This is a genomic window from Helicobacter sp. 13S00401-1, assembly GCF_002272925.1.
In the GTDB taxonomy this organism is placed as follows: Bacteria; Campylobacterota; Campylobacteria; order Campylobacterales; family Helicobacteraceae; genus Helicobacter_I.
In genome coordinates this window covers 16,472-41,115 of the sequence record NZ_MLAR01000012.1, presented here as the reverse complement: position 1 = coordinate 41,115, position 24,644 = coordinate 16,472, and the positions used below count along the sequence as shown (strand labels likewise).

Here is a 24,644-nt window from a genome sequence, read left to right as displayed (position 1 = left end):
ATCTCAAAGGATAAAAACTTGCCACTAAAAGTAACAGAGCTAAACAAAAAGATATCTAATCTCTTTGATGCACATTTTGGAGAAGTAAGCGTTCAAGGCGAAGTTTCTCGCGTTACTTATCATTCAAGTGGCCATGTTTACTTCACTTTAAAAGATGAGTTTTCTTCTATATCTTGTGTGTTTTTTAAGTCCTATGCACAAAAAAGTACTATTAGATTAGCCCAGGGCATGCAAATAGTTTTAAGCGGAAAGTTAAACTGTTATATACCTAATGGCACTTATAGTATTAATGTTTACTCTTTTGTCATGGATGGGCTAGGGGCTTTGAAAAAGATGTTTGATGACTTAAAGCTAGAGTTAGAATCTAAGGGCTTATTTGAAAACAAAAAAAAGCTTCCTATGATTCCAAAAGATATAGTTTTGATAACTTCTATCACAGGGGCTGCTTTACAGGATATGAAAAGTGTTGCACAAGCACGCTTTCCACTAGTTAGGCTGCATGTGCTTGATACTTTAATGCAAGGAAGTAGCGCAAAAGATTCTATAGTTAGTAGTCTTAAGTTCGCTGATAAACTAGGAGCTGATGTTATAGTTTTAGCCCGTGGGGGAGGGAGTATAGAAGATCTTTGGTGTTTTAATGAAAGGGAAGTTGCCTACGCTATAGCAAAGTGTAAGATTCCAGTTGTAAGTGCCATAGGACATGAGATAGACTACACTATAAGTGATTATGTAAGTGATCTTCGCGCACCAACTCCTAGTGCTGCTATGGAGCTTATACTACCAGAGACTGCTACACTAAAAAGTGCTTTAAACTCTAAGTTAGCTAACTTAAAACATACCTTTAAAAACATCTTACTTCAAAAACTTATGCTTTTAAATAGCTTAGATTCTAAGCTTGCCTCACTTAGCCCAAAAACCAAGCTTGAAGCTAAGCTAGCCTTGCTTACTTCAAAAAAAGAAAGACTTAACTACGCTATGCAAGATTTATTTAGAGGGTATGAAAAAAGATTAGAGCTTTTAAACTCAAACCTAACTAATTTAAACCCAGCAAACAAGCAGCTTAATAGTTTAGTAGAGATAAGCAAGGATGGAAAAGTACTTACTTTAGCAGAGCTTAAAAAAGATGATGTAGTAGAGTTAAGTAACCTTGAAGTTACTAGAGTGGCAAAGATAGTTTTATAACTAACTTTAAAGATGATAAAAAAGCAGTCCTTTGTAAGGTTAGGAGGGATAGATGTCTGATATTTCTAAAAATATAAAAGCTAACACTACAAAGGATGTAGACATAAAAGCATGGCTAAGTTTTACAAGAAAAAAACTAAGTCCTTTTGAACTAAGGGCACTTAGACTGCTAAAACAAACTAGGGAAGAAGACTATAAGTTTATAAGTGAGCTACTAAATGTCCATGTGCTTTCTTCTAATAAGTCTTATCTTAAAAAAAACCTTAGAAGTTATGTCTTATCAACCTTGCTAAAAACTAAGCCTTTTAGCAGCTTTGATATCTTGCAGATGTATTTAGTTTCACTTAGACTTTTACCTCTAGGCTTGCTAAAACATACTATGAAGTCTAAGGCAAAAAGTTTGCTACTTAAAAATCTTAAAGTCTTAAAACTAAAAGGCTATGAGAAAAGCTTTCCTCTAGCTATAGAAGTACTTAGTAATCTTCCTTTTTCTAAAGAAAGACTAAGTAGCGACTTAGAGTACTATAAAGAGATCTTAAATGATGCAAGAGTTAGTTTTATACTCTTAGATATCTTTCATCTAGTAAGTAGGTCTAGGTTTATAAAAGATGAGCTTTTTGTAAAAGAGCTTGCTTGTAGTTTAAAAAATATAGAATCTACGCCAGAGAAAAATGCAGATTCTAAAGGAGTGCTTTTAAATATAGAAGAAGGCTACTTTGAGCTAGTCTTAAGTGCTTTAAAGCTAGTAGAGGCTAAAAACCTAGAACTTATCTTAAGTATAGATATAAGTCTTATCTCACTTAGTGAGTTAGTAGCTAGCTTCATAGAAGTTTATAAAGCTAGCAAGATAAAGCTTGCTTTAAGGCTAGTTTGTTATGAGAACAAAGAAGACACTGGCCCACTTTATTTTAAAGCTGGTATTAATAAATATGCTAGTTTGTTTGCCACGCTTAGAGAGCTAGCTAGTAAGGGGATAAAAACTCATATAGTAACTAATGATCTCTCTATAATGTATCTAAGCCATACTATCTCAAAAGACTTTATTTATGAGATAGATTCCATGCTTAATCCAGCCCTTTTAAAACTAGCCCTAAGGTACAACCTTAAAGTTTTATCCTTAAAGACTTTAAGCCCAAGTGTTACAACTTTTTTTCACAAAAGATTAAAAACTGCCATGCTTAACCTTAAAAACTACACCATAAAAAGGAGTAGTGAAGTTTTAAAAAGTGATGTTTATAAGGGCTTTAATACTCCTCCAAAAACTTTTCTTGCTCCAAAAAGAAGTCTTTTAAAACATGATTTTGAAAACTTTAAAGTAGCCTTAAGACATAGGCTAAAACCTAGTTCTTTGCTTAGTGAGTGTGAGATTAGCAGAGATTTAAAAAGTGATATAGCGTTTTTAGCTAGCGTGGAAAATAGAATCTTGCTAGTTAAAAAATGCATAGACTGCCTTGATAAAAACTTAGAATCTTTTTTTACTAGTTTATATGAGCTATATGATACTTCAAGCTTCATAGTTAGCGAGCTAGTTTATAACGTGGTTGATATACTCAATTTTTATGCTTATAGATATAAAAGGATGCGTGAAGTTTCTAGTAATATAGCCTTTAATCCCTACAAGCTAGTAAGTTTGCAATCTAATCTTAATCTAGAAGAGCTAGTAAGTCTAGTTATAGTAAATTTACTAAATGGCAATATTTTAGTTTTAAAAGATTCCAAACTAACTAGGGTGCTAAGTAGTGTCTTTAGTGAGGCTCTAGAGCTATGTGCTTTTATGGTTTTTGAATCTAAGCTAAAAGAAAACAAACCAAACTTATACATAAAAAAAGCACCCATAAAACTTGATGCTACTACTTTAGCTTTTAGGTCTAAAGAGGAGTATTTAAGTCTTTGTGAAGAGGGTAGCTTTACTAACTTAGTTAGTGATATAAAAGCTTTTTCTTTAGTGCCTAATGTTATATATGTAAGTGATACTAGTGATATAAACTTAGCCCTTATGTGTATAAACTATGCACTTATAACTAATAAAAATATAAAAGCTATCTATGCTAACTCTTACTTTTCTATCTTGCAAGAGGCATTTAAGATAGAAGTTTTTAGGGCAAGTTTAGAAGAGTTTATACAAAAAGAAAAAGATTTAGAATTAGGAAGTATCTCGCTTTTTAGTTATAGCAAAAGAGAACAAGATCTAGTTATAAAAGGCTTTAAGACTAATGTTAATATTAATGTAAGATTAGAATACAAACTAGAAAGCTTTAGCTATCAAGATCATAAGCCAGGGCTTTTAAGTCCTTTTGGATCTAGCTATCTTTTAGAAGACTTTAGTTTGCCAAAAACACTAAACTTTAAAAGTCAAAAGAGTGGATACTGTGATGTTATAGGCGCACTTAGTAGGATTTTAAATGAGTATGAGTTAGAGTTTTTGCGGTCTTTAAGTTGTGAGTTTTTTGAGTATGCTAGTAGGTTTATGCAGGATTTAGAGATACTAGATTCTAAAAGTAAAGAGGCTATGTGTAAGCGCCCACTACCTATCATGCTTTTTGTAAGCAAGGAAGATGACTTATTACAAGCTGGTATTATCTTAATAATCGCTAATATTTTAAATACTAAATGCACCTTATATATTGAAGATGAGCTGCGTTTTAAAGCACTAGCAAGAGAGCTTTCTTCCTTAAGTGTAGCTATAAAGTGTCTACACTCTGATAAAAGCGCTTTTTTAAAAGCCTTAGATTCTAACTTAGAGACTTTAGGGAGAGATTTTTTAGTTAGGATTTTACTTTCTCAAGATGGGCTTTTTAACAGTGATGAAAACTTTTATATAAACTTAATGAACAAAAATGCCTTAGTTGTTTACAATCTACCTTTAATAGATGCAAGGGTTGAGTTACCAAAGTATGTGCATACTACTAGCTTAAATATAGGAGGCACTTAAGAAGTGAATGTGAAGAATAAAAACATATTTGTAGCCATAGTTGCTATCATAATCGTCATCATCCTTGCCCTTGTGCTTTACTTTAAGGACAGGTCTATCCCAGTAGATGGGGACTTTGTAAAGGATGTTTTAGCAAGTCACAGGCCTAGTAAGATAGAAGTTACAAAAAACTATGACTTTTTTTATATGAAAAATAACATAGTCTATAAAGTAAAAAAAGATTCTATAAACCTAACTAGCCTTAACTTACAAGGTGTTGATATAAATCCTAAAGAAGATGTGCTTACTAGCTTTGTAAGTAGTATATTTTTAGGGATAGTGTTACTTTTAGTTATAGCTTATCTAATTTATATGTATAAGCTAAAAAGAAAGATAAATCGAAAAAAAGAAGAACACCTAGCCCAGTATAGAAGTATGATAAATGAAGGTTTAAAGCACAAAGAAGACCCAATCTTAGGTGAAAATATATCTATGACTAAAAGCAACGTAAGTTTTGATGATGTAGCAGGCATTAAAGAAGTAAAAGAAGAGCTTTTAGAAGTTATAGACTATCTTAAAAATCCTAAAAAATATCAAGACTTAAACATCAAACTTCCTAAAGGCGTGCTTTTAGTAGGGCCTCCAGGAGTTGGAAAAACTATGATAGCTAAAGCTGTTGCAGGCGAGGCAGGAGTGCCATTTTTCTATCAAAGTGGAAGTAGCTTTGTGCAAATCTATGTAGGTATGGGCGCAAAGAGGGTTAAAAGTCTTTTTGAAAAAGCTTTGCAACACGCACCTTCAATTATTTTCATAGATGAGATAGATGCAGTAGGTAAGGCTAGGGGGAATAATAGAAATGATGAAAGAGAAGCTACTTTAAATGAGCTTTTAACTCAGATGGATGGTTTTGAAGAGCGAAGTGGCGTTATAGTTATAGCTGCTACTAACCAGCTTGAAGTACTAGATAGTGCACTTTTAAGAAGTGGACGCTTTGATAGGCGCGTTATAGTTGACTTGCCTGATTTAAGCGAAAGAGAAGAGATATTAAAGGTTTATCTAAAAGATAAAAGCTATGAGCTAGATATAAAAGAAGTTGCTAAGATGTGTGTTGGTTTTAGTGGAGCTAGTCTTTCAAGTCTTATAAATGAAGCAGCACTTAATGCACTAAGACATAATAGAGCTAGTATAAATATGCAAGATATCACCTATGCTAGTGAAAAGATAGTTATGGGTAAGAAAAAAGAAGCTAGTCTTGATTTAAGTCAGAAAAAAAGTATGGCTATATATAACGCTAGTAAGGCACTTTCTTTATACTGGCTTGATGATGAGTTTCAAAAGATCTCTTTGATACAAAATGTCATCTCTAGCACCTTGCCAAATCACGCTAGCAAGTCAGATATTTTAAATAAGATTAAGATTGCTTTAAGTGGGAATCTAGGCTTAGAAGTCTATAACCTAGAGCCTTTAATCGCTGCAAAAGATGACTTAAGCTTAGCTAAGAATCTTGCTAAGCAGATGTGTGAAGTTTATGGCATGGCTAGTAGGCTTTTAACTGATAATAATGACATGTTAGAAATCCTTAACTCCGCCCTTGAGACACATAAAGACTTTATCTATGCTAATAAGGATCATATAGCAAGTATAGCTAGTGAGTTGTTAGAAAAAGAAAAACTTACAAAAGCTGATATAGCAAAGATAGTAGGATGACTTATTTTTCAGGTTTTTGCTTGCAAGGAGAAAGCGAGTTTTTTAAGAGTGGATTTTTTACAAAGTCTTTTTTCTCTAACTCACCATTTTGCATAGATAACTTTCAAGGTGACTTTGATATAGTAGGCTTTAGTAAGGGAGCAAATGAGGCTTTTAGCCTAGCGCTAAGTAAGATTCAAAAAGGAGAGAGGGTAACTAACTTAGTGCTTATCTCACCAGCACTTTTTAGTGCTAAAGATTCTAAGTTTAAAGCCATGCAGCTTGCTCTTTTTAAAAAAGATGCATTTAAATATATGGATAGTTTTTTAGGGCGCGCAGGCATTAAAGTACAAAAAGATATGAATGTTACTAACTATATGCTAGATGATGTAGATGTTAGTAGGTACATAAAACTAGGTAGCACTAAGGAGCTAGAAAGCCTTTTAAACTATAGTTATGAAGGTTTAAAAGATATAGCTAGTAAGGCTAGGATTTATATTATCTTAGGTGGTAAAGATAGCATTATAGAATCTAGTTTTGTGTGTGAGTTTTTTAAAAAGCATGCAAGTGTTATATACGCTAAAAGTTATAATCACTTTTTGATTAAAGGAGAGTAAGTGAACAAACAAGCAAAAAAACAAAGAGTTTTTTCAGGCATACAGCCAACTGGAGATATACATTTAGGTAACTATCTTGGAGCTATAAAAAACTGGGTTGATAGTCAAGACTTATATGACAACATCTACTGCATAGTTAATAGTCATGCTATAACTGTTTATCAAGATCCAAAGATTCTAGAAACTAAGACTTTTGAGCTTTGCGCTATGCTGCTTGCTTGTGGGATAGATACAAAAAAGTCTAAGCTTTTTATACAAAGCACTATTGACGCACATCCTGCTCTTTCTTGGATACTAGATTGCAACATCCCTATGGGTGAGATGAACCGCATGACACAGTTTAAAGATAAGTCAGCTAAAAATCCAAAAGATATTAATGTAGGTCTTTTTAACTACCCAGCTTTAATGGCTGCTGATATCTTGCTTTATGATACTAATCTTGTGCCAGTAGGAGATGATCAAAAGCAGCATCTAGAACTTGCAAGAAACGTAGCACAAAGATTTAATGAAAGATATGGAGAGTGTTTTGTAGTACCAGAGCCTATGATTCCAAAAGTTGGTGCGCGCGTTATGGCCTTAGATGATCCAACCTCTAAGATGAGTAAGTCTAGCAAGTCTAAGTACAACTCTATATCACTTTTAGATAGTGATGATGACATAGTTAAAAAGATAAAAAAGGCCACTACTGATGATAAGGGCTTTTTGGCCTTTGATGAAACTAGGCCGGGCATTTATAATCTTTTGTGTATTTATGAAGCACTAAGTGGTGAGAAAAGGGAGGAAATAGTGCTTAACTTTCCAAACTACGGTAAATTTAAGGAAGCTTTAAGTCAAAAGATTATAGATAGACTACTGCCGATCAGAGAAGAATATTTCAGACTGATAAATGATAAGGCTTACTTAGAAAAAGTGCTTTATCAGTCTCAAGCTGAAGTAGAAAGCATCGCTAATGAAACTTATAAACGAGCTAAGGCGTTGGTAGGCTTAATTTAAAAAGGAGAAAGCATGGATGAGATTATAAAAGAGGACATTCTTTTATCTATAGCCCAGATTCAAGATAACTTAGATGAGTTAGAAAGTCACTTTGACAAAGTTGACAACAGAAACGTAGAAGCTTTTAAAGCTATGATAGAAGAGATAAGGATGCACCTTGAAACTTTACAAGAGTTTCAAGACGAGTAGGGCGTGCGTGTATTAAGGCATGCATCAAGAAAGGATCTCGTTTAAAGATTCTTTCTTGTTTTCTTTTATATAAGAGGGCTTTATAGAATCTAGTTTTTTAAAACTTATATAAAGCTCTTCTTTATCTATAAGCAGGGCATTTTCTACTAGTTTAAAAAGTTCTAGTTGATTATATATCTCTTTCCCACTTATAAGTTTTACGTGGAAGGTTGCAGGCTCTAGTGGATTGTGACCGCCTACGCTAACAAAACTCCCTCCAAGTATCACACCTTCACTTATATTGTAAATATTAACTAACTCACCTAGCGTATCAACTAGCAAGATATCTTCTTTTATATTAAAGCTAGGAAGTATAGAAGTTGGAAACTCACTAAAAAGCTTAGTGCTTGAGTAAGTCTTAGCAAGATTATAAACCTCTTTAAAACGCTCAGGGTGACGTGGTGCTAAAACTAGCATATACTCCCTTAAAAGACCTTCTTTTTTAAGCTCAAAGTAAGATTCTAAAACTAACCTTTCTTCCCCATCATGAGTACTTGCAGCACAGAGTATTTTTTTAAGAGGTTTTGTGTAGGTTTTAGTTGGACTTATTTCACTTAGGGCTTTTATATTACCTATAACTTTTATATTTTTAGCTCCTAGTTCTTTTAGTCTTTTTTCATCATCTTTACTTTGAGCCAGGACAGAATCTATATAGCTAAAAATCATCTTATAAAAAAAGCTTGCTTTCTTATAGCGTCCAAAACTTTTTAATGATATACGTGCATTAACTAGTTTAGTTTTAGCTCCCTTTTTTTTAGCACAGAAAAAAAGCATAGGCCAAAGCTCTGCTTCATAGACTAAAAGCTTTGTAGTTTTTGGTGTGATAAATGGCAGCAAGGTTTCAAAAGGCAAGAAAATGATAGTTATATCTTGTTTGCTATTTGCGTAGCGTTTTGAGGCCTCTTTGAAGCCAGTTTGAGTTATAACACTAAGAAGTATTTTTTTATCACCTATAGCTTTTATAATAGGACTTAGTGAGGCTACTTCACCTACACTGCAAGCGTGCATCCAGTAGTCAAAATGGACATTTTTAAGATTGGTTGGGAGGAAAAAACGTTTTTTAAAACTTAGCCTATACTTTGCCTTAAATGAAAGACAAAGTAAAAAAGGGAGGGCTAGAAGGTGGATAAGACTTGCTAGTATAAAGTAAAGTAGTAGCAAGTTATCACTATCTTAGAATCTAAAATCTTTACTCATAAACTCTTAAGCCTACTTAGCACTTTCAGCTTCTCTTTCTTTAATGGCATAGAGGATTCTGCCACAATGTGGGCAAGTGCTTATGCTATCTCCATACATCACTTCAGAACACACTTTATCACTAAGTTTCATAAAGCAGCCCCCGCAGGCATTTCTTTTTATCTGAACTACACTTGTATTACCAGCCCACTTTTTGATCTTTTCATAAAAGGATAGAATCTTTTTATCTATCTTCATGATGATTTCTTGCTTTTTGTTATAAAACACAGCTTGTTTTTTCTTTATCTCTTCTATGTCGTTATTAATAGTCTCTTCAGCTTCTTGTATATCACTTACTAGATTAGTTATTTGTTTTTGGATTGAGTTTATGCTTTCTTGATACTCAATCTTTCTTTTATCTAAATCAACTTGCTCTTGAGCTATCCTTTCTATCTGCTCACGACTTAAGTCATCATCTATTTGCATATTTTTTAGATCTTTATCGCTTTTTGCAGCTTTTGCTTTTGCAAGATTGGCTTCTAGGGCTTCTTCATGCTCTTTTAAAGACTGCTCATTCCTAGCTATCCTTATGTTGGCATCTTCTATCTTAGCGTTTAAATCTTCTATCTCTTTGAGGTATTTTTCTTCTTGTTTTTTCAGCTTCAAAGATGTGCTTCTTTTTGCTTCTATGGCGGGGCTTAAGGCGTCTATTTCTTTATCTAGTTGACTAATACTTATAAGTTGAGATAGGTTGATATTCATCAATTTTCCTTTTTAAGTGATTATATGTAGCTTAGTGGGTTTTGTGAACTTATAATTATAGCTTTTATGCCAAATTTTCGCAATTCCAAATCAAGTACTTCACCAAAAATCTCTTCAGAAAAATAGTGGGGCACGTTTATAAGACTTACTTTATTAGCAAGGGCATTTACTGCATCATGATACTTTATATCACCAGTTATAAGGCACTCATTAGCCTTGCAAGCACTAAGTGAGCTCATACCACTTCCACAAGTTATATTTACCTTAGTGATGTGGGTGCTAGCCTTGCAAACTTGTAAAACTTCTAGGCCTAGCCTTTCTTTTAGTCCTAAGGCTAGAGTATCAAAGTCCATATCAACTTCTTTACTTAAGACATAGTCTTTTTCACTGCAGTCTTTAAAACCAAGCTTTAAAGCAAAGGCTTTATTTAAGTGACTTAGATCAAAGTTAGTATGCATGCTTATTAAGGTGATATTTTTTTGTATAAGCATTTTTATGACATTACCAGGGTGCATGCTAGTATCTATGCATTTTAGTTTGCTAAAGATTAGAGGGTGGTGGGTTATTAAAAGACTATCTTCTTGTATCTTACTAGCTACTTTTAAGTCAGCTTCTAGTGCAAGATATATCTTTTTAGAATCTAGTTTAGATTCTAAACTTCCTACATTTAGCCCTGAGTTATCCCAACTAGCTTGAGTGTTAAAAGGGCTTAGTTTATCTAGCAAGTTATATAACTCTAACATGTTTTTCCTTTTTTATTTTGTGGACAAAAAGAGAGTAAAGTTTAGCCACTTAAAAAGTATCTCTACGTGCCTAAAGCCCGCTTCTTTTAGCATGGTTTCATTTTCTTCTACACTAAAGGGTATAAGTATATTTTCTAAGGCTTCTTTTTTTCTATAAATCTCAGCCTTAGAGTAGCCTTGTTTTTCTTTGTACTCATAATACTTTTTTGTAAGTAAGGAATCTAGATTTAAGTCATTACTTTTAATCTTTTCTCCCATTAAAAAGATGGAATCTTTACTTAAAGCAAGGCATATCTTTTTAACTACATCTTTCCTTATGGCAGGAGACAAGAACTGTAATGTATAGTGAGAGATGATAAAGTTTGTATCTTTTGTCTGAAAAGTGATATCTTTTAAGTCTAACTCTAAAAACTCTATATTAGATTCCAAACTTTTTGCCTTAAGCCTAGCTTTTTGAACCATAGCACTAGAGTTATCTATACCTATAAGTTTAGCCCTTAAGCCTTCAAGTTTAAATATACGCTCACATTCAAACAAAAAGTTACCAGTTGAAGACCCTAGATCATAGACTACGCACTCTTTTCCTTTAGCATTTAACTCTTTAATAAAGTGCTTTAAAAACTCTATACTTAAAGCTATAACCTCTTTATAAAAGGGGATAGATCTAAGCAGCATGTCATCAAAGACATTAGCTATAGCTTGATTAAACTCAAATATCTGTATCTCATCAGTTTGAAAAACAGTGTCTTTTTGCATATCTTATCCTCTAGTCTATGACTTTAAAGCTCCCACTCATCTTTCATAGATAAATGCCCCTGGATTTGCTCTCTTATATCATCATAGAAAAAAGATTCCTTAAAAGAATCTATCCTGCCACCACTTGCATTTTTATGTCCACCACCATTAAAACAAACTTGGCTTAAAGCACTTACATCACAGTTGCCATTAGCCCTTAAGCTTACATTACCCCTAGGGCTTACATCCATATAAAAGTCAAACTCTGGATTAGTGTTTAAGAAAGTATTAGCCAGTATGCTGATATTACCAACCCCATAGCTTAAAAAGCCAATTTTGTCTTTGTACTTAACAGTGCATCTTTGCTTTTGTTTGCTTAAAAGTGAGACTTGATATCTAGCTAGAATGTTTCCCATAGTCTCACTTTTGGCATCTCCTTCAAAAAGCTCTTTTTTTATGAAAAATAAGTCATTATCAAATCTTACTTCATCAAAAGCCATGCCATTTATATTTAAGCCTTCACTAGATTGTTTTAAGTAGTCTTTAGTCTTTCTTATAAGGGTGTGTTTTAAGGCTCTATCTTCTTTATCAAACATCATGCGATTTAGTTCATTGCTTGAAGCTATCATGTTTAAAGCAACTTTACCAAACTCAAAGCCAAACTCCTCTTCTTTCCATATATCCACTGAGTTTATCATCTGAACTACTGGAGTAAGCCAAGTAAGGCTTTCTGGGTTAAGTAGCTTATAGTGCTCTAGCAAGTAATCAAAAGTTATCTTAGTAGCACATCTATTTATATCTAGGTTGTACCAAGAGTAGTTTTTAGCACACTCTTCACCGGTTGCGTGGTGATCTAGTAAGACTAAGCTTACATCAAGCCCAGCTAGCTTGAGATCTTTGATTTTTTGACTTAAAAACTTGCACTCTTGCATAGTTAGGTTTAAGTCTGTTATTAAGATAAGATATTTTTCATTATTTTTTGGACTTTCTTGTTGTGAAGTTAGGGCAGCTAGGTTGATACGTCCTTCAAAGCTTGAAGAGTTAGTAGAACTAGTTGCTTTTGGAGTTGGAAGTAAAGAAAGGATAGAGTTTATTCTAGCACTTACTTCACGTCCATAGTTTGCATTAAAAAAAGTTATGTCGCTAAAAAATTCACTGGCAACCATCTGTGCGCCATAACCATCTAAATCTATATGAGATAGGTGAAAAACCTTCATGTATTACCTTTTTATCCTTGCTTTTTCACATTAATGTACTTACTTTTAAGCATAGCTTAGCTAGAAGACCCTGTATAAAGGGTCTTACAAAGGCTAGTTAATGTGTTATTTTATTGCGACTTGAATAATATCTAACACTTAAGGATAAAGCAAAACATACTATAAAGTAAAGTGCAGCTACTATGAAAAATACTAATACTATATCTTTAAAAGTAGTAAGTCTACTTAAGATATCTTTACTAGCATTAGTAAGCTCGGCAACATTTAGGGCAGCTAGAAAAGAAGTATCTTTCAAAGTTGTTATGCACTGAGAAAGTATAGTTGGAGTTACTTTCCTAAAGCACTGTGGGAAGATAATATAAAAAAGTGTAAACACTCTTCCAAAGCCTTGAGAATAGCTAGCTTCAAACTGTCCTTTAGGTATAGAGTTTAACCCACCTCTAATGATCTCTGCCATAACTGAAGCTGTATATAAAAACAAGCCTATAGTTCCAAGCACAGCATAGTTTGCAGGTATAGGTATAAGTATAGGCAAAACAAAACACGCCGCATACATCCAAAGAAGTAAAGGTGTGTTTCTAAAGATTTCTATGTAAGTAGTTGCAATACCTGCTACAAACTTTAGCCCATAGTTTCTCATAACCGCTAGGACACTTCCAAATATGATAGCCCCAACTGCCGCACAAAATGCCATGATGATACTAAGTCCTAGCCCTTTTAAAAGCGTAGTAAAGTCAAATAAAGTCATATCTATCTTTCCTCCCTATCTTGCTAAATGGGCTTGTTTTAGTTTCTTTTCATAGCGACCTGCGACAAAGGCTATGATAAAGCACACTATAAAGTAAAGTACTCCTGCTACTATATAAGCAGTTGCATAGTTTAGACTACTTTGAGCATAGTTATCTGCGTTATACATAAGCTCAGCACCAGAGATTATGGCTAGTACTGAGGTGTTTTTTATTAGTGCTACTATCTGATTAACAGTAGGAGGCAAGATTATCTTTTTAGTTTGAGGTAAGATGACATAAAACATCTTTTGTGCGTAATTAAAGCCTTGAGTATAACTAGCTTCAAACTGCCCTTTTGGTATAGATGTTATACCACTTCTTATAACTTCACTCATATAAGCTCCATGATATACGCCTACACCTATAACTCCTAGAGTAAAGACATCAAGAGTTACACCAACGTAAGGAATCCTAGGAAGCACGAAGTATAAAAAGAAAAGGTTTATAAGAAGAGGGGTGTTTTGAAAAAACTCAACATATATACGAGATAACCATCTTAAGATTCTTATCTTGCCAGTGGCCATAAGGCCACTTATAGTCCCCATTATCATAGCTATAATGATGGCAAGAATAGAAACGCCTAATGTATAGGCGAATCCACTTAAGAACACATTGATGTGTTGAAATGTATCTATCCATTTGTCTAAAGCAAAAGGACCCATTATTGCACTACACCCCACTTTTCTTCAAGTTTTTGAATGTCATCTTTATGAGTTTTAACGAAGTTATCTACGTAGTCGCTCCAAGCTTGATCATTTTTTCTAGTAACGATTCCATAGTCTTGACTTTCAAAGTTATCAGGCAAGATCTCACTTTTATCATCAACATAGCCTAGAAGTATAGTTTTATCAACGCTAAATGCATCTATTCTCTTGCTATCAAGGGCTGCTTTAAGTGAAGGATAGTCAGGATACTCTTGAAACTTAACTTTTATACCATCTTGTTTTGCTGCTGCTTCTAGTGCCTTAGCAGTTGTGGCACCTTGAGCTACGCCTATTATTTTGTCATTTAAATCTTTAAAGCTTTTAAAGTTATTAGATTTTAAGACTAATAGACCTACGTGACTTTGATAATAAGAGCTTGAAAAGTTATAAACTTTCTCTCTTTCTGGTGTAATAGTAAAAGTAGCTATTACTGCATCTAGAGTTCCATTATCTAATAAAGGTCCTCTAGTTTTAGCAGTAACTGGTACTAGTTTGATTTTGTTTTCATCACCTAGTATGCTTTTTGCTAAAAGCTTACCAACATCAACTTCAAAACCTTCTATCTTTCCAGTTTTTTGATCTAGTAAGGCAAACTTAGGCACGTCTTTTTTAACGCCTATTACTAACTCGCCTCTTTTTTTAATGTTGGCTTGGGTGTCTTGAGACTTACCTGCTTCATTACTACAAGCTACTAAAAAAACTCCTAGTGCTAGTGCTAATGTAGCTGTTTTTAATACATTTAATTTGCCAAATAACTTCATGCTTTCTCCTTAAATATTGGTTTGAACTTAGTGAGTTAGAATCTTACTTAAAAAGCTTCTTGTCCTCTCGCTTTTTGGGTTTTCAAAAAAGTCTTTAGGTTTGGCTTCTTCTATGATCCTGCCATCTTCCATAAAGACTATCCTATCAGCCACTTCTTTTGCAAATCCCATCTCGTGAGTAACTACTACCATAGTAGTTGTTGTTTCTTTCGAGATCTTACACATGATATCTAAAACTTCTTGAACTGTCTCTGGATCTAGGGCAGAGGTTGGTTCATCAAACAAAATGATCTCTTTTTGCGAAACCAAAGCCCTTGCTATAGCCACTCTTTGTTGTTGACCACCACTTAGAGTTTGAGGATAAACCTTAGCCTTATCTGTTAGTCCTACTACTTCTAGGTATTTATAAGCTTCTTTTATCACTTCATCTTTTTTGCGTTTGTTGACTTTTATAGGCGCTAAGATTAAGTTTTCTAAAACTGTCATGTGAGGGTAGAGATTAAAGTGCTGAAACACCATAGCGCAGTATCGTCTGCAGATTTCAAGTTTGTTTTTATGAGTGATGGTTGTGCCCTCTATTATAACCTTGCCACTAGTTACTTCTTCAAGACCATTCATGCATCTAATAGTCGTGCTTTTTCCGCTTCCACTAGGGCCTATTATCACTAATTTTTCACCTTCAGTCACTGTTAGGTTAACATCTTTTAAAACGTGTACGCTGCCAAATGTCTTATTTACATTTTCTAGTCTTATCATATCTTTTGGGTTTTCCATAAACTGCTTACTCACCTTTCGTAAATGGGGATGATGCAAAATTTATCTTCGTTTTTTTAAAAAGTCTTCTACTAGCATAGCTCCAAATTATATAGAATCTGTAACCATACTAGTAAAAAATTCACATATTTGTAAAAAGCTCTTTTGCGTTGTTACATATTATAACACTAAATAAGCCAATTACTCCTGAATGACTTCTACCTTAAAGCTAGCATTTAGCCCATGCCCAAGTTTGGCAACTACTTCATAGGTTCCAAGAGTTTTTATAGGAGGGATTTCAAGATTTTTTTTATCTAGTACGATTCTATGTTGTTTTTCTAGCTCGCTAGCTACTTCATCTTTTGTAAGTGAGCCAAAAAGATGATTGTTGCTACCTACTTTTTTTGCCATAGTTAATTTGATATGTTCTAACTCTTTTGCTTGATTTTTAGCAAGTTGAGTTTCAAGGGCTAGTTTTTCTTCTTTTCTTTTGATGTCGGCTTTGTATTTGTTTATAACTTCATTAGTAGCAAGCTTTGCTAGATTTTTTGGGATAAGGAAGTTTTGGGCGTAACCTCCTGCTACTTCTACTATATCTCCGGCTTTTCCAAGACTTACTACATCTTTAAGAAGAAGTACTTTCATATAATCATCCTTTGTTGTAAACTAAATGTAATATGATTTTAACTTAAATATAATGCAACTGTAAAAGTGGTGGTAAATAAAACTATTTTGACTAAAAGCAAGGGATATAAAAATGATAAATATTGAAGTTGCCAAAAGAGTGCTAAGTCAAAACGACATGGTAGCAAGTAGACTAAGGACTTTTTATAAAGATAATAATAAATATGTAGTTAATTTTATGAGCTCACCAGGAAGTGGAAAAACATCTATGCTTGAAAAGCTAAGTAAATACAAAGATTTAAAGTTTTGCGTGATAGAAGGTGACTTAGAGACTAATAGAGATGCTTTAAGACTAGAAAAGCAAGGGGTGTTAGCTAGGCAGATAACTACTGGAGAAGCTTGCCACTTAGAAGCTAGGATGATAGAAGATATCTTGCCTGTTATGGCATCTCAGTCTAGTTTTAAAGACCTAGATTTTATCTTTATAGAAAATGTAGGGAATCTAGTCTGTCCAGCAAGCTATGACTTGGGGGCTAATATAAATGTAGTTTGCTTAAGTGTGCCAGAAGGGGATGATAAGGTACTAAAATATCCAAGTATGTTTATGTGTGCTGATGCTTTAGTTATAACAAAGTGTGATTTAAAGCCTTATTTTGATTTTAGTATAGATAGGGTTAGGGAAGATTTAAACTCACTTAGAGCTAATGTGCCTCTTTTTGAAGTAAATACTAAGGATGAAAGTCTTAAAACTTTTGTAAACTTTCTTCTAGAATCTAAAGATAAAAACTATACAACAACCTATATTTTTAAATAACTTTAAAGCTAATTAAAGGAAAGATCATGTGTTTAGCCATACCATCAAAAATCATATCCATAGATAAAGATGCAAACTCTGTTATGCTTGATACTATGGGAGTTCAAAGAAGTGCTAGTTTAGACCTAATGGAAGATGAAGTAAATATAGGAGAATATGTCTTACTTCATATAGGCTATGTTATCTCTAAGATGGATGAAAAAGATGCATTAGAAAGCTTAGAGCTTTATAAGCAAATAGTTGCCTCTATGGAAGAAGAGGAAGAGTGAAACAATCATTAGAAAAACTCACTTAAACGCTAAAGATTTCAAGTGAAGATATTTCAATTACGCTTGCAGCAGACTAGATGTGATTTATTAAATCATTTTTACTTTTTAGTGCTTTTAACCTTGCATGTGATTATCTTACTTGTGATGATAAATGAGATAAGTATCTATTATAAAGAAGCCTTGCTTGTGGCTAAAGATAACTCTCTTCCAGCTTATATAGCAAACCTTTCTATAGAGTTCTTTGGACATAATGACTTTGCTTTAAGAGTGCCTTTTTTAATCCTTCATATTATAAATACAACCTTGCTTTATCTTATCTCTCTAAAGGTTGTAAGACGCAAAGAAGATGCCCTCTTAGTAGTTTTTATATTTATGTTAATCCCAGGTGTTAACATCATAGCCCTCTTAGTCTCAAAGTCTTCTATCATCTTGCTTATAACTTTGCTTATAGTGTTTTTAAAGCTTTATTTTAGACATATAAGCTATGTGCTTTTTATAGTTATATCTTTTTTAGATTCTAGTGGGGCTGTGCTTTTGTTATCTTTGTTTTTCTATGGGCTAATTTTTAAAAATATAAAAATATTAGTTTTCTCCATAGTCTTTTTTGGTATCAATATGTACATATTTTCACCTATAAGAGGAGTTCCAGAGGCTTACTTTTTAGATACCTTAGGGCTTTTTGCTATGCTGCTTTCTCCTCTTTTATTTATCTATTATTGCTACGCGATTTATGATAGCGTTTTAAGTAAGGCTACACTTTTAAATCTTATCCCTTTTGTAGGTATCATTTTTATCTTACTTCTTTCTACTAGACAAGAAATAGATATAGAATCTTTTTTCCCACCACTTTTAGTAGGACTTCCTCTTTTAGTAGTTAAGATACTCTCAGATATAAGATTAAGACTAAAGGTTTATGCAAGGGCTTATACTTTTAGACTAGTTATCATCTTAATAGTAGCATTTCTATCAACTGCACTTTTACTTGGCAATAAAATAACTTATCTTTTCACCAAAGAGCCAAACTTTGCCTACTCTTTTTACGAAGCAAAAGAAATAGCACACGATCTTAAGGCTATGGGCATAACTCACATACAAGTTTATAGTGATACACTAAGAGAAAGGCTAAAGTTTTATGGTATCTCTAATGGAGATAGATATAAGCTAGAGCCTTTTTATCCGCGTAAAAACAAGACTTTTGAAAATGCTATAGTTATAAAATACTTAGGAGAGATAATACATATCTATGAGGTAAAGCCTATAAAGAGACAACCTTAAAAATAAGAGTTTTTAAAAAGGAGTTTTTAAAGTGAGACTTTTAGAGTTAGTTAGTATCTTAGCTATATTCTCAGTGCTTACAGTTAGTGTTTTGTTTTATTTTAGGCTAAGTACTTTTAATACTAGCCTTGCTACTCAAAGCATAGCCTATGCTATGCATAGAGCTAGAGGTATGGCCTTAGTAGATTCTAATCTTACTCCAGTTAGTACACTTAGCATCTCTCCTAACATACCTAGTTTAAATTCTGACGTACTTTTTAACTCCTTTACACCCCATATGTGGCAGCTTCAGTTTCATCTAGGTGGTATTTATACTGAAAATAGCATGTCTATATATAAAGACACTCCAAGAAATGTAAGGACTACGCACTATGATATGAGGCCTATGGCTGGGGATGTATTAGCCCTTGATGCTTTAAGTGCTAAGTGTTTAAGTGGGTATAACAACACTAACATTGCAGCCTTTTGTAGAAATAACGCCCACTTTAACTATCGCTTAAAAGAATCTCTAGGCATTCAAACTATTATGATAAGTAGTAATGCAAACTGCTTTGAAAGAGAAAGCTCTAGATTCTACTTTGATAGCTTGGGGAGAGTTTACTGTGGGGGAAGTCAAGAAAGACTAAGGGCAGGCTCTATAAGTCTTGCTAACTTTAAGATAGTTTTAGAGCCAAAAACTGGTTTTAGTTACGTTTTAAAAGACTAAAAAAACCAATAAGGGCAAAATGTTATAATTAAACAAAAAGGGTTTTACAAAGATGCAAGATACTTCAAATAGTTATGATTCTAATGAGATAGAAAACTTAGACTTGATAGAAGAGCCTATAGGCTTAGAATCTGGCATATTTGGTATGGGAACTTTAGAACAAGAAGCTAAAATTCCTTTAGAATCTAAGTCTTTAAAAGATACTACTAATAAAGATTCTTTATCTAACCTAAGCACTAATCTAGCTTTAAAATATCGCCCAGTGCTTTTTAGCGAGCTTATAGGACAAGAAAGTGTAAGCCTTACTTTAAGCGCTAGTTTAGATTCTAATAAGGTATCAAATGCCTATCTTTTTAGCGGCCTTAGAGGAAGCGGTAAGACTTCAAGTGCACGCATCATGGCAAGAAGTTTAGAGTGTGAAAAAGGTATATCTTCTAACCCCTGTGGTATTTGTGATAACTGCCTACTAGCTTTAAAGGGCAACCACCCAGATATCATAGAAATGGATGGTGCTAGTAATAGAAAGATAGATGATATAAGAGACTTGATAGAACAAACTAAGTATAGACCTGCTTTAGGGCGCTTTAAGATCTTTATAATCGATGAAGTGCATATGCTTACTAAAGAGGCATTTAATGCTCTTTTAAAAACTTTAGAAGAACCTCCAAGCTATGTAAAATTTATCCTTGCTACTACTGATCCTTTAAAGATGCCAGCTACTATCTTAAGTAGAACCCAGCACTATAGATTTAAAAAGATTTCAAATATCAAGCTTTTAGCCCACTTAAAAAATATCTTAGAAAAAGAAAAAGTTAGTTACTCTGAAGAAGCCTTAAATCTTATCTTAAAGTCTCAAAGCGGATCAGTTAGAGACGTATTAACTATGCTAGAACAAGCCATAATCTACAGCAAGCAAAATCTAACCGTAGAAGCAGTTTCTACTATGATAGGTGCGCTTAATCCTAGTGTATTTGACTCACTTTTTTTAATCCTTAGTAGTGGGGATATGCAAAAGGCTAGGGAGTTTGTACTAAGCGTTAGAGAGTATGAAGCTCAGATGGTTATAGATGAACTAGCTTTTTTTATAAAAACTAAGGTTACTAATCTAGAGCTTCCTTTAGAGCTAGCTACTAGATACTTACGCATCATAAATGACGCAAGATATGATTTGCAAAACGATAGCGATAGTGACTTTTGCTTACTTTTATGTGTGCTTAGGATGTGTGAGGCTAGTAAGGTTTTAGATATAAAAACTGCCATAGCTAAAGTAGAAGCAAGCATCTCAAAAGAAACAACAAGTTTAAAAGTAGATGATACAAAGCTAGATAACATCACTCAAGCTAGCCAAGAGATAAAAGCTAGTATGCCTAAGGAAGTGCCGCTTAAAGAAGAAGTAACTCAAAAAGAAGTCTTAAAAGAAGAGATAAAAGAGCCTTTAAAAAAACAAAAGATTCCAAAAGATGAAAGATATGAGCTATTTCTAGAAAGGCTTAATTTTAGAGATGCTGAGTTAGGAGAGATCTTTGAAAACTTTATAGAGTATAAAAGCTTTGAAGAAGGAATCTTAGAGTTAGATAACTTTGCACCAGATGAGCTAGCTAGCATTATAAGGGCGCGTTATGCTGGTGTTAAACTACTTTTAGATGAGGTCTTTGAAGGGCTACTAAAACTAAAGGTTAATAAGGTCTTGCCAAAAGAAGAAGTATCTAAAAAAGATACTGCCCATGATGTAGCACCTACTCATACAGACAAGGACTTACCCCAAAGCAACCTTAGATAGTGATACTTTAAGGCAAGGTGAGCTTGAAGAAGAAAGTGTAAGTGAGACTAACTTAGAGCTAGCAGATCTTTCTACTCTAGCAGCCTTAGAGCTTGGTTCTTATGGTGCACAAGCCCATCTTGATATGAAAGAATCTAAGGCAAGTGAAACCATAGAAGAAGAAGAAGCACAAGAAACAAAGCCTTTAGATATCAAAGAAGAAGTAGATAACTTTAAGCTTGAAAATAAAGAGCTTTTAGCCTATCTTAAAAGTAACTTTGGTGTGTCAAAGATGAAGGTTTTATCATTAGATAAACTAGCAAACCAAACAGAGCTAAAAGTAGATTCTCTACCTTTAGAATCTACAAAATCTAGCCCTAGTGATATAAAAGCAACAAAAGAAGTGCTAGATAACAGACCTCCTTGGGAGTCTTAAAGGATAAAAGGCTAAAAGAGGTAAAGATGGGTATTAAAAAGTTTTGTTTAAAAGAAGATGGGTTAGAGGCATTATGCGCAGTTATGCTTACTTTAGAATCTAAGATCTTTTTACTAGTTGGAGATGTAGGTAGTGGCAAAAGTACTCTTGTACAAGCCTTTGCTAAAGGCTTTAGTGCTAGGACGTCTAGCCCAAGTTTTAGTTTTATAAATGAGTATGAGATAACAAAAGATAACCAAACTAGTAAGATTTATCACTATGATCTTTACTTTAAAGATTCTCCTATGCATTTTCTAGAAATCTTTGAGTGCTTGCAAAATGAAGGCTTTCACTTTTTGGAGTGGGGTGAGGCTATAGAGTCTCACTTAACAGATATGGGCTTTAAGTTTGCTAAGATTAAGATAGTAGAGAAGGAAAAAGATTCTAGAGTTTATATTATTGAGGAAGCATGAGCGTATTAAGGGCAAAAAATCTAAGCAAACACATTAAAAGTACGCGTATAGTAGAAGATATCTCACTAGAAGTGCATAACAACGAAGTAGTGGGTCTACTAGGACCTAATGGCGCTGGAAAAACTACTACTTTTTATATGATATGTGGGCTTTTAAAACCAACTGGGGGCGAGGTATGGTTAGATGATAAAAATATTTCTAAACTTCCCTTGCACGCTAGGAGTAATCTAGGCATAGGCTATTTGCCTCAAGAATCTAGTATCTTTAAAGACTTAAGCGTTGAAGATAACTTGATGATAGCTGCACAAAATGCCTACAACAACAAAAAAGAGATAACTAACAGGATAGATAAGATGTTAGAGGCTTTTAATATAGAGCCTATAAGAAGTCGTAAGGGTATAAGTTTAAGTGGGGGAGAAAGGCGTCGTGTAGAGATAGCACGCGCTTTAATAAAAAGCCCAAAGTTTATACTCTTAGATGAGCCCTTTGCTGGAGTTGACCCTATAGCTGTACTTGATATCCAAAAGATAGTTGAAACCTTAGCTGCTATGAATATAGGAGTGCTTATAACTGATCACAATGTAAGGGAAACTTTAAGTGTTTGTAATAGGGCTTATGTTATAAAAAGCGGTTCACTTTTAGCTAGTGGTAATGCAAGTGATATCTATGAAAATCCTCTAGTTAGAAAGTACTATCTAGGGGAGCACTTCAAGGCCTAGTAGTTTTATGGAATCTAGATTCTATAAAACTATGCAGTTAGCTTATATTTCTACTCTTTTACGCAAGTTTAGGTTAAAGCCATGAAGTGAGTTAAAACTTTGCTCTTTATTACTTAATAAATCAAACTCTTTAATATCTAAAAGGCGTAATATCTGCGCTCCTGTGCCAAAACGCTTATCAACGTCATTTGGACTATAGGCGTTTATAAAGATTAAAAAGCCACCTTTTTCTTGCAAGATATCAACACTTTTTATCATCTCTTTATATCTAGTTTCATCTTGGAAAAGCTCTAAATCCGGAGTGATTCTATGGATTTTAACTAGTGGTATAGAGTTTTTTGGAGTAAACTCATAAGCAGTATGGATATTATTTAAGTGGTCTTTAAACTCATACTTTTTACAAGCCTTGCCTAAAAAGTTATCTTCAGTATTACTTATCTCAGTAAGCAAGCACTCATGTTCTAACCTAAAATGCACTAAGTCGCTAACATATAAGATCTTAAGATTAAACTCTTTTGCAAAGTCGCTTAAAAATTTATCCCCATGTCCAGGCATACTACCATCATCTTTCATGATCTCACATATAACGCTTACTGGTTTAAGGCCTGCAAGTTTGCATATATCTATGCTTGCTTCAGTGTGACCGGTTCGTATTAAAACACCACCTTTTTTTGCAATCAGTGGAAATATATGACCAGGTCTTACAAAATCGCTTGGCTCTGTAGTCTCTTCACACATTAATCTTATAGTTTCACTTCTTTCAAAGGCTGAGATTCCAGTCTTAGCAGTTTTAGAATCTATAGAGACAGTAAAGGCTGTTTCATGATTTGAGTCATTATGCTTAACCATAGGGCTAAGATCTAGTTTTTTAGCTATATCTTCAGTGATACTTACACAAACTAGTCCTCTAGCATACTTAGTCATAAAGTTTATCTTTTCAGGACTTGTAAAGATCCCAGCATAAACTAAGTCTCCTTCATTCTCTCTATCTTCATCATCCATAATAATTATCATCTCGCCATTTCTTATGGCTTTTATTGCTTCTTTTACTCTTTGTAAATACATTTGTTTCCTTTTGGATTTTAAAACTAGATTCTAACAATTATATTTAATACTTGTTAGAATCTATACAAATTATTAAGGGGAACTATGTTTGTAGACAGTATAGATATTACGCTAAGAGCTGGACATGGAGGTGCTGGAGCAGTTAGCTTTAGGCGAGAGAAGTTTGTACTTCAAGGAGGACCAGATGGAGGTGATGGCGGACGTGGAGGAAGCATCTATCTTGAAGTAGATAACAACACTCATACATTAGCAGCTTTTAGAGGTGTAAGAAAGTACTCTGCTAAAAATGGAGTACCAGGTACTTCAAGAAAGGCCCATGGTAAATCTGGAGAAGACTTAGTTTTAAAAGTACCACCTGGCACTCAAGTCATACTCTTAAGTGCTAGCAAGGAGTGTAAGGACTACTTAGAAGACGTGGGAGAAGAAGTACTTTTTGATCTTGTGGATAATGGCCAAAAAGTCTTAATAGCAAAAGGAGGTAAGGGAGGTCTTGGTAACACCCACTTTAAAAATTCCATCAACCAACGCCCAACTTATGCTCAAAGTGGACTACCTGGTGCATTTTTAAGTGTGAGATTAGAGTTAAAACTTATAGCTGATATAGCCCTTGTTGGCTTTCCTAATGCAGGTAAATCTTCTCTTATAGCAACCTTAGCTAACACTACTCCTAAGATTGCAAACTATGAGTTTTCAACCTTAGAGCCTAACTTAGGTGTAGTTGATGCAAGTGATTATAAAAGCTTTGTGCTAGCAGATATCCCAGGGCTTTTAGAAGGGGCTAGTAGTGGTAAGGGACTAGGGATAAACTTTATAAAACATATAGAACGCACTAGGATGCTACTTTTCTTGCTAGATCCAACCCGTGAGATGGGACTAAAAGAGCAACTTGACGTTTTAAGAAAAGAGCTTCATAACTACTCAGATAAGTTTGATGCTAAGCCTTATGCTATAGTTTTTAGTAAAAGTGATGTACTAGATATAGAGGCTAAAAGTAGTGAGATAAAAGAGGTTGGATTTAACTTAGATGCAGATTCTATCTTTATATCTCAAGCTTTAAAAGACTATAAAGATGAAGGTGTTTTTACTCCTAGCAAAGAGCCACTTTTTATCATGCACATCTCAAGCATAGCCCATAGTAATACTAAAAAGTTAGTAGAGCTTTTAAGCTTAAGTCTTCAAGCACTAGGCAAGCACTTAGAAACTAAGTAGTTTATATATTACTAAGACTTAAGCTTAAGTCTTAGTGGAGTTAATGCTTGTAGATTTTAT

General features: G+C 33.9%; 26 protein-coding genes. 15 read left to right on the top strand and 11 right to left on the bottom strand.

Features of this window, described 5'->3' with window-relative positions; genetic code table 11:
- Positions 1–18 precede the first annotated feature (18 nt).
- From xseA to BKH43_RS08495, 6 genes are read left to right on the top strand one after another with little or no spacing between them, the layout of a single operon-like run.
- On the top strand, positions 19–1,182 hold the full coding sequence (gene xseA, locus BKH43_RS06675) for an exodeoxyribonuclease VII large subunit (protein ID WP_172402340.1): 1,164 nt from the start codon (positions 19–21) through the stop codon (positions 1,180–1,182).
- Positions 1,183–1,234: 52 nt separating this feature from the next.
- Positions 1,235–4,114, top strand: a complete 2,880-nt coding sequence (locus BKH43_RS06670) for a hypothetical protein (RefSeq protein WP_095229880.1) — start codon at positions 1,235–1,237, stop codon at positions 4,112–4,114.
- Between the two features lie 9 nt (positions 4,115–4,123).
- A complete protein-coding gene (locus BKH43_RS06665; RefSeq protein ID WP_095229878.1) occupies positions 4,124–5,800 on the top strand; it encodes an AAA family ATPase in 1,677 nt (558 codons plus the stop codon).
- The gene (locus tag BKH43_RS06660; RefSeq protein WP_095229876.1) at positions 5,797–6,396 is read left to right on the top strand and encodes a hypothetical protein; all 600 of its coding nucleotides are present in this window, start codon (positions 5,797–5,799) and stop codon (positions 6,394–6,396) included. Before BKH43_RS06665 ends, BKH43_RS06660 begins: the two co-directional genes overlap by 4 nt.
- Positions 6,397–7,389 (top strand): tryptophan--tRNA ligase, encoded by a 993-nt coding sequence (gene trpS / locus BKH43_RS06655; RefSeq protein ID WP_095229874.1) that lies wholly within the window; start codon positions 6,397–6,399, stop codon positions 7,387–7,389. It begins immediately after the preceding gene.
- Positions 7,390–7,401: 12 nt separating this feature from the next.
- Positions 7,402–7,578 (top strand): hypothetical protein, encoded by a 177-nt coding sequence (locus BKH43_RS08495; RefSeq protein WP_172402339.1) that lies wholly within the window; start codon positions 7,402–7,404, stop codon positions 7,576–7,578.
- A gap of 24 nt (positions 7,579–7,602) precedes the next feature.
- Here BKH43_RS08495 and waaA read toward each other — a convergent pair whose 3' ends face one another.
- From waaA to rplI, 10 genes are all read right to left on the bottom strand, one after another.
- Positions 7,603–8,778 carry a lipid IV(A) 3-deoxy-D-manno-octulosonic acid transferase gene (gene waaA / locus BKH43_RS06650; protein ID WP_095229872.1) on the bottom strand — a complete coding sequence of 392 codons (1,176 nt, stop codon included), beginning with the start codon at positions 8,776–8,778 and terminating at the stop codon, positions 7,603–7,605.
- A gap of 48 nt (positions 8,779–8,826) precedes the next feature.
- Positions 8,827–9,555, bottom strand: a complete 729-nt coding sequence (locus tag BKH43_RS06645; protein ID WP_095229869.1) for a C4-type zinc ribbon domain-containing protein — start codon at positions 9,553–9,555, stop codon at positions 8,827–8,829.
- A 20-nt stretch (positions 9,556–9,575) separates the two neighbouring features.
- The gene (locus BKH43_RS06640; RefSeq protein ID WP_095229868.1) at positions 9,576–10,298 is read right to left on the bottom strand and encodes a Nif3-like dinuclear metal center hexameric protein; all 723 of its coding nucleotides are present in this window, start codon (positions 10,296–10,298) and stop codon (positions 9,576–9,578) included.
- A gap of 12 nt (positions 10,299–10,310) precedes the next feature.
- Entirely contained in the window at positions 10,311–11,054 is a 744-nt protein-coding gene (gene cmoA / locus BKH43_RS06635) for a carboxy-S-adenosyl-L-methionine synthase CmoA (RefSeq protein ID WP_095229866.1), read from the bottom strand.
- Between the two features lie 23 nt (positions 11,055–11,077).
- Positions 11,078–12,250, bottom strand: coding sequence for a 3',5'-cyclic-nucleotide phosphodiesterase (locus BKH43_RS06630; protein ID WP_095229865.1), 1,173 nt, complete (start codon positions 12,248–12,250; stop codon positions 11,078–11,080).
- 97 nt (positions 12,251–12,347) lie between these two features.
- Entirely contained in the window at positions 12,348–12,998 is a 651-nt protein-coding gene (locus BKH43_RS06625; RefSeq protein ID WP_095229863.1) for an amino acid ABC transporter permease, read from the bottom strand.
- 15 nt (positions 12,999–13,013) lie between these two features.
- Positions 13,014–13,700, bottom strand: a complete 687-nt coding sequence (locus BKH43_RS06620) for an amino acid ABC transporter permease (RefSeq protein ID WP_095229861.1) — start codon at positions 13,698–13,700, stop codon at positions 13,014–13,016.
- The gene (locus BKH43_RS06615; protein ID WP_095229859.1) at positions 13,700–14,503 is read right to left on the bottom strand and encodes a transporter substrate-binding domain-containing protein; all 804 of its coding nucleotides are present in this window, start codon (positions 14,501–14,503) and stop codon (positions 13,700–13,702) included. The genes BKH43_RS06620 and BKH43_RS06615 overlap by 1 nt, the downstream gene beginning before the upstream one ends.
- A gap of 27 nt (positions 14,504–14,530) precedes the next feature.
- Positions 14,531–15,259 carry an amino acid ABC transporter ATP-binding protein gene (locus BKH43_RS06610; protein WP_095229895.1) on the bottom strand — a complete coding sequence of 243 codons (729 nt, stop codon included), beginning with the start codon at positions 15,257–15,259 and terminating at the stop codon, positions 14,531–14,533.
- 198 nt (positions 15,260–15,457) lie between these two features.
- Positions 15,458–15,901 (bottom strand): 50S ribosomal protein L9, encoded by a 444-nt coding sequence (gene rplI, locus BKH43_RS06605; protein ID WP_095229857.1) that lies wholly within the window; start codon positions 15,899–15,901, stop codon positions 15,458–15,460.
- Positions 15,902–16,013: 112 nt separating this feature from the next.
- Between rplI and hypB the strand changes: the two genes are divergently transcribed.
- The 8 genes from hypB (at position 16,014) to lptB (ending at position 22,310) form a co-directional block, all read left to right on the top strand.
- The gene (gene hypB / locus BKH43_RS06600) at positions 16,014–16,694 is read left to right on the top strand and encodes a hydrogenase nickel incorporation protein HypB (RefSeq protein WP_095229855.1); all 681 of its coding nucleotides are present in this window, start codon (positions 16,014–16,016) and stop codon (positions 16,692–16,694) included.
- Positions 16,695–16,720: 26 nt separating this feature from the next.
- The gene (locus tag BKH43_RS06595) at positions 16,721–16,963 is read left to right on the top strand and encodes a HypC/HybG/HupF family hydrogenase formation chaperone (RefSeq protein ID WP_095229853.1); all 243 of its coding nucleotides are present in this window, start codon (positions 16,721–16,723) and stop codon (positions 16,961–16,963) included.
- A 42-nt stretch (positions 16,964–17,005) separates the two neighbouring features.
- Positions 17,006–18,238, top strand: coding sequence for a hypothetical protein (locus tag BKH43_RS06590; RefSeq protein ID WP_095229851.1), 1,233 nt, complete (start codon positions 17,006–17,008; stop codon positions 18,236–18,238).
- A gap of 31 nt (positions 18,239–18,269) precedes the next feature.
- A complete protein-coding gene (locus BKH43_RS06585; RefSeq protein WP_095229849.1) occupies positions 18,270–18,944 on the top strand; it encodes a hypothetical protein in 675 nt (224 codons plus the stop codon).
- 52 nt (positions 18,945–18,996) lie between these two features.
- The gene (locus BKH43_RS06580) at positions 18,997–20,724 is read left to right on the top strand and encodes a DNA polymerase III subunit gamma/tau (RefSeq protein WP_253248068.1); all 1,728 of its coding nucleotides are present in this window, start codon (positions 18,997–18,999) and stop codon (positions 20,722–20,724) included.
- Between the two features lie 124 nt (positions 20,725–20,848).
- The gene (locus BKH43_RS06575) at positions 20,849–21,139 is read left to right on the top strand and encodes a hypothetical protein (protein ID WP_095229846.1); all 291 of its coding nucleotides are present in this window, start codon (positions 20,849–20,851) and stop codon (positions 21,137–21,139) included.
- A gap of 26 nt (positions 21,140–21,165) precedes the next feature.
- Positions 21,166–21,591, top strand: a complete 426-nt coding sequence (gene tsaE / locus BKH43_RS06570; RefSeq protein ID WP_143429046.1) for a tRNA (adenosine(37)-N6)-threonylcarbamoyltransferase complex ATPase subunit type 1 TsaE — start codon at positions 21,166–21,168, stop codon at positions 21,589–21,591.
- Positions 21,588–22,310 (top strand): LPS export ABC transporter ATP-binding protein, encoded by a 723-nt coding sequence (lptB, locus tag BKH43_RS06565; protein ID WP_095229842.1) that lies wholly within the window; start codon positions 21,588–21,590, stop codon positions 22,308–22,310. Before tsaE ends, lptB begins: the two co-directional genes overlap by 4 nt.
- Positions 22,311–22,352: 42 nt before the next feature.
- On the opposite strand, the gene BKH43_RS06560 is transcribed toward lptB, so the two are convergent.
- Positions 22,353–23,375, bottom strand: coding sequence for a bifunctional 3,4-dihydroxy-2-butanone 4-phosphate synthase/GTP cyclohydrolase II (locus BKH43_RS06560; protein WP_095229840.1), 1,023 nt, complete (start codon positions 23,373–23,375; stop codon positions 22,353–22,355).
- Between the two features lie 84 nt (positions 23,376–23,459).
- Here BKH43_RS06560 and obgE point away from each other — a divergent pair, with 84 nt between their 5' ends.
- On the top strand, positions 23,460–24,584 hold the full coding sequence (gene obgE / locus BKH43_RS06555; RefSeq protein ID WP_095229837.1) for a GTPase ObgE: 1,125 nt from the start codon (positions 23,460–23,462) through the stop codon (positions 24,582–24,584).
- Positions 24,585–24,644: the final 60 nt, after the last annotated feature.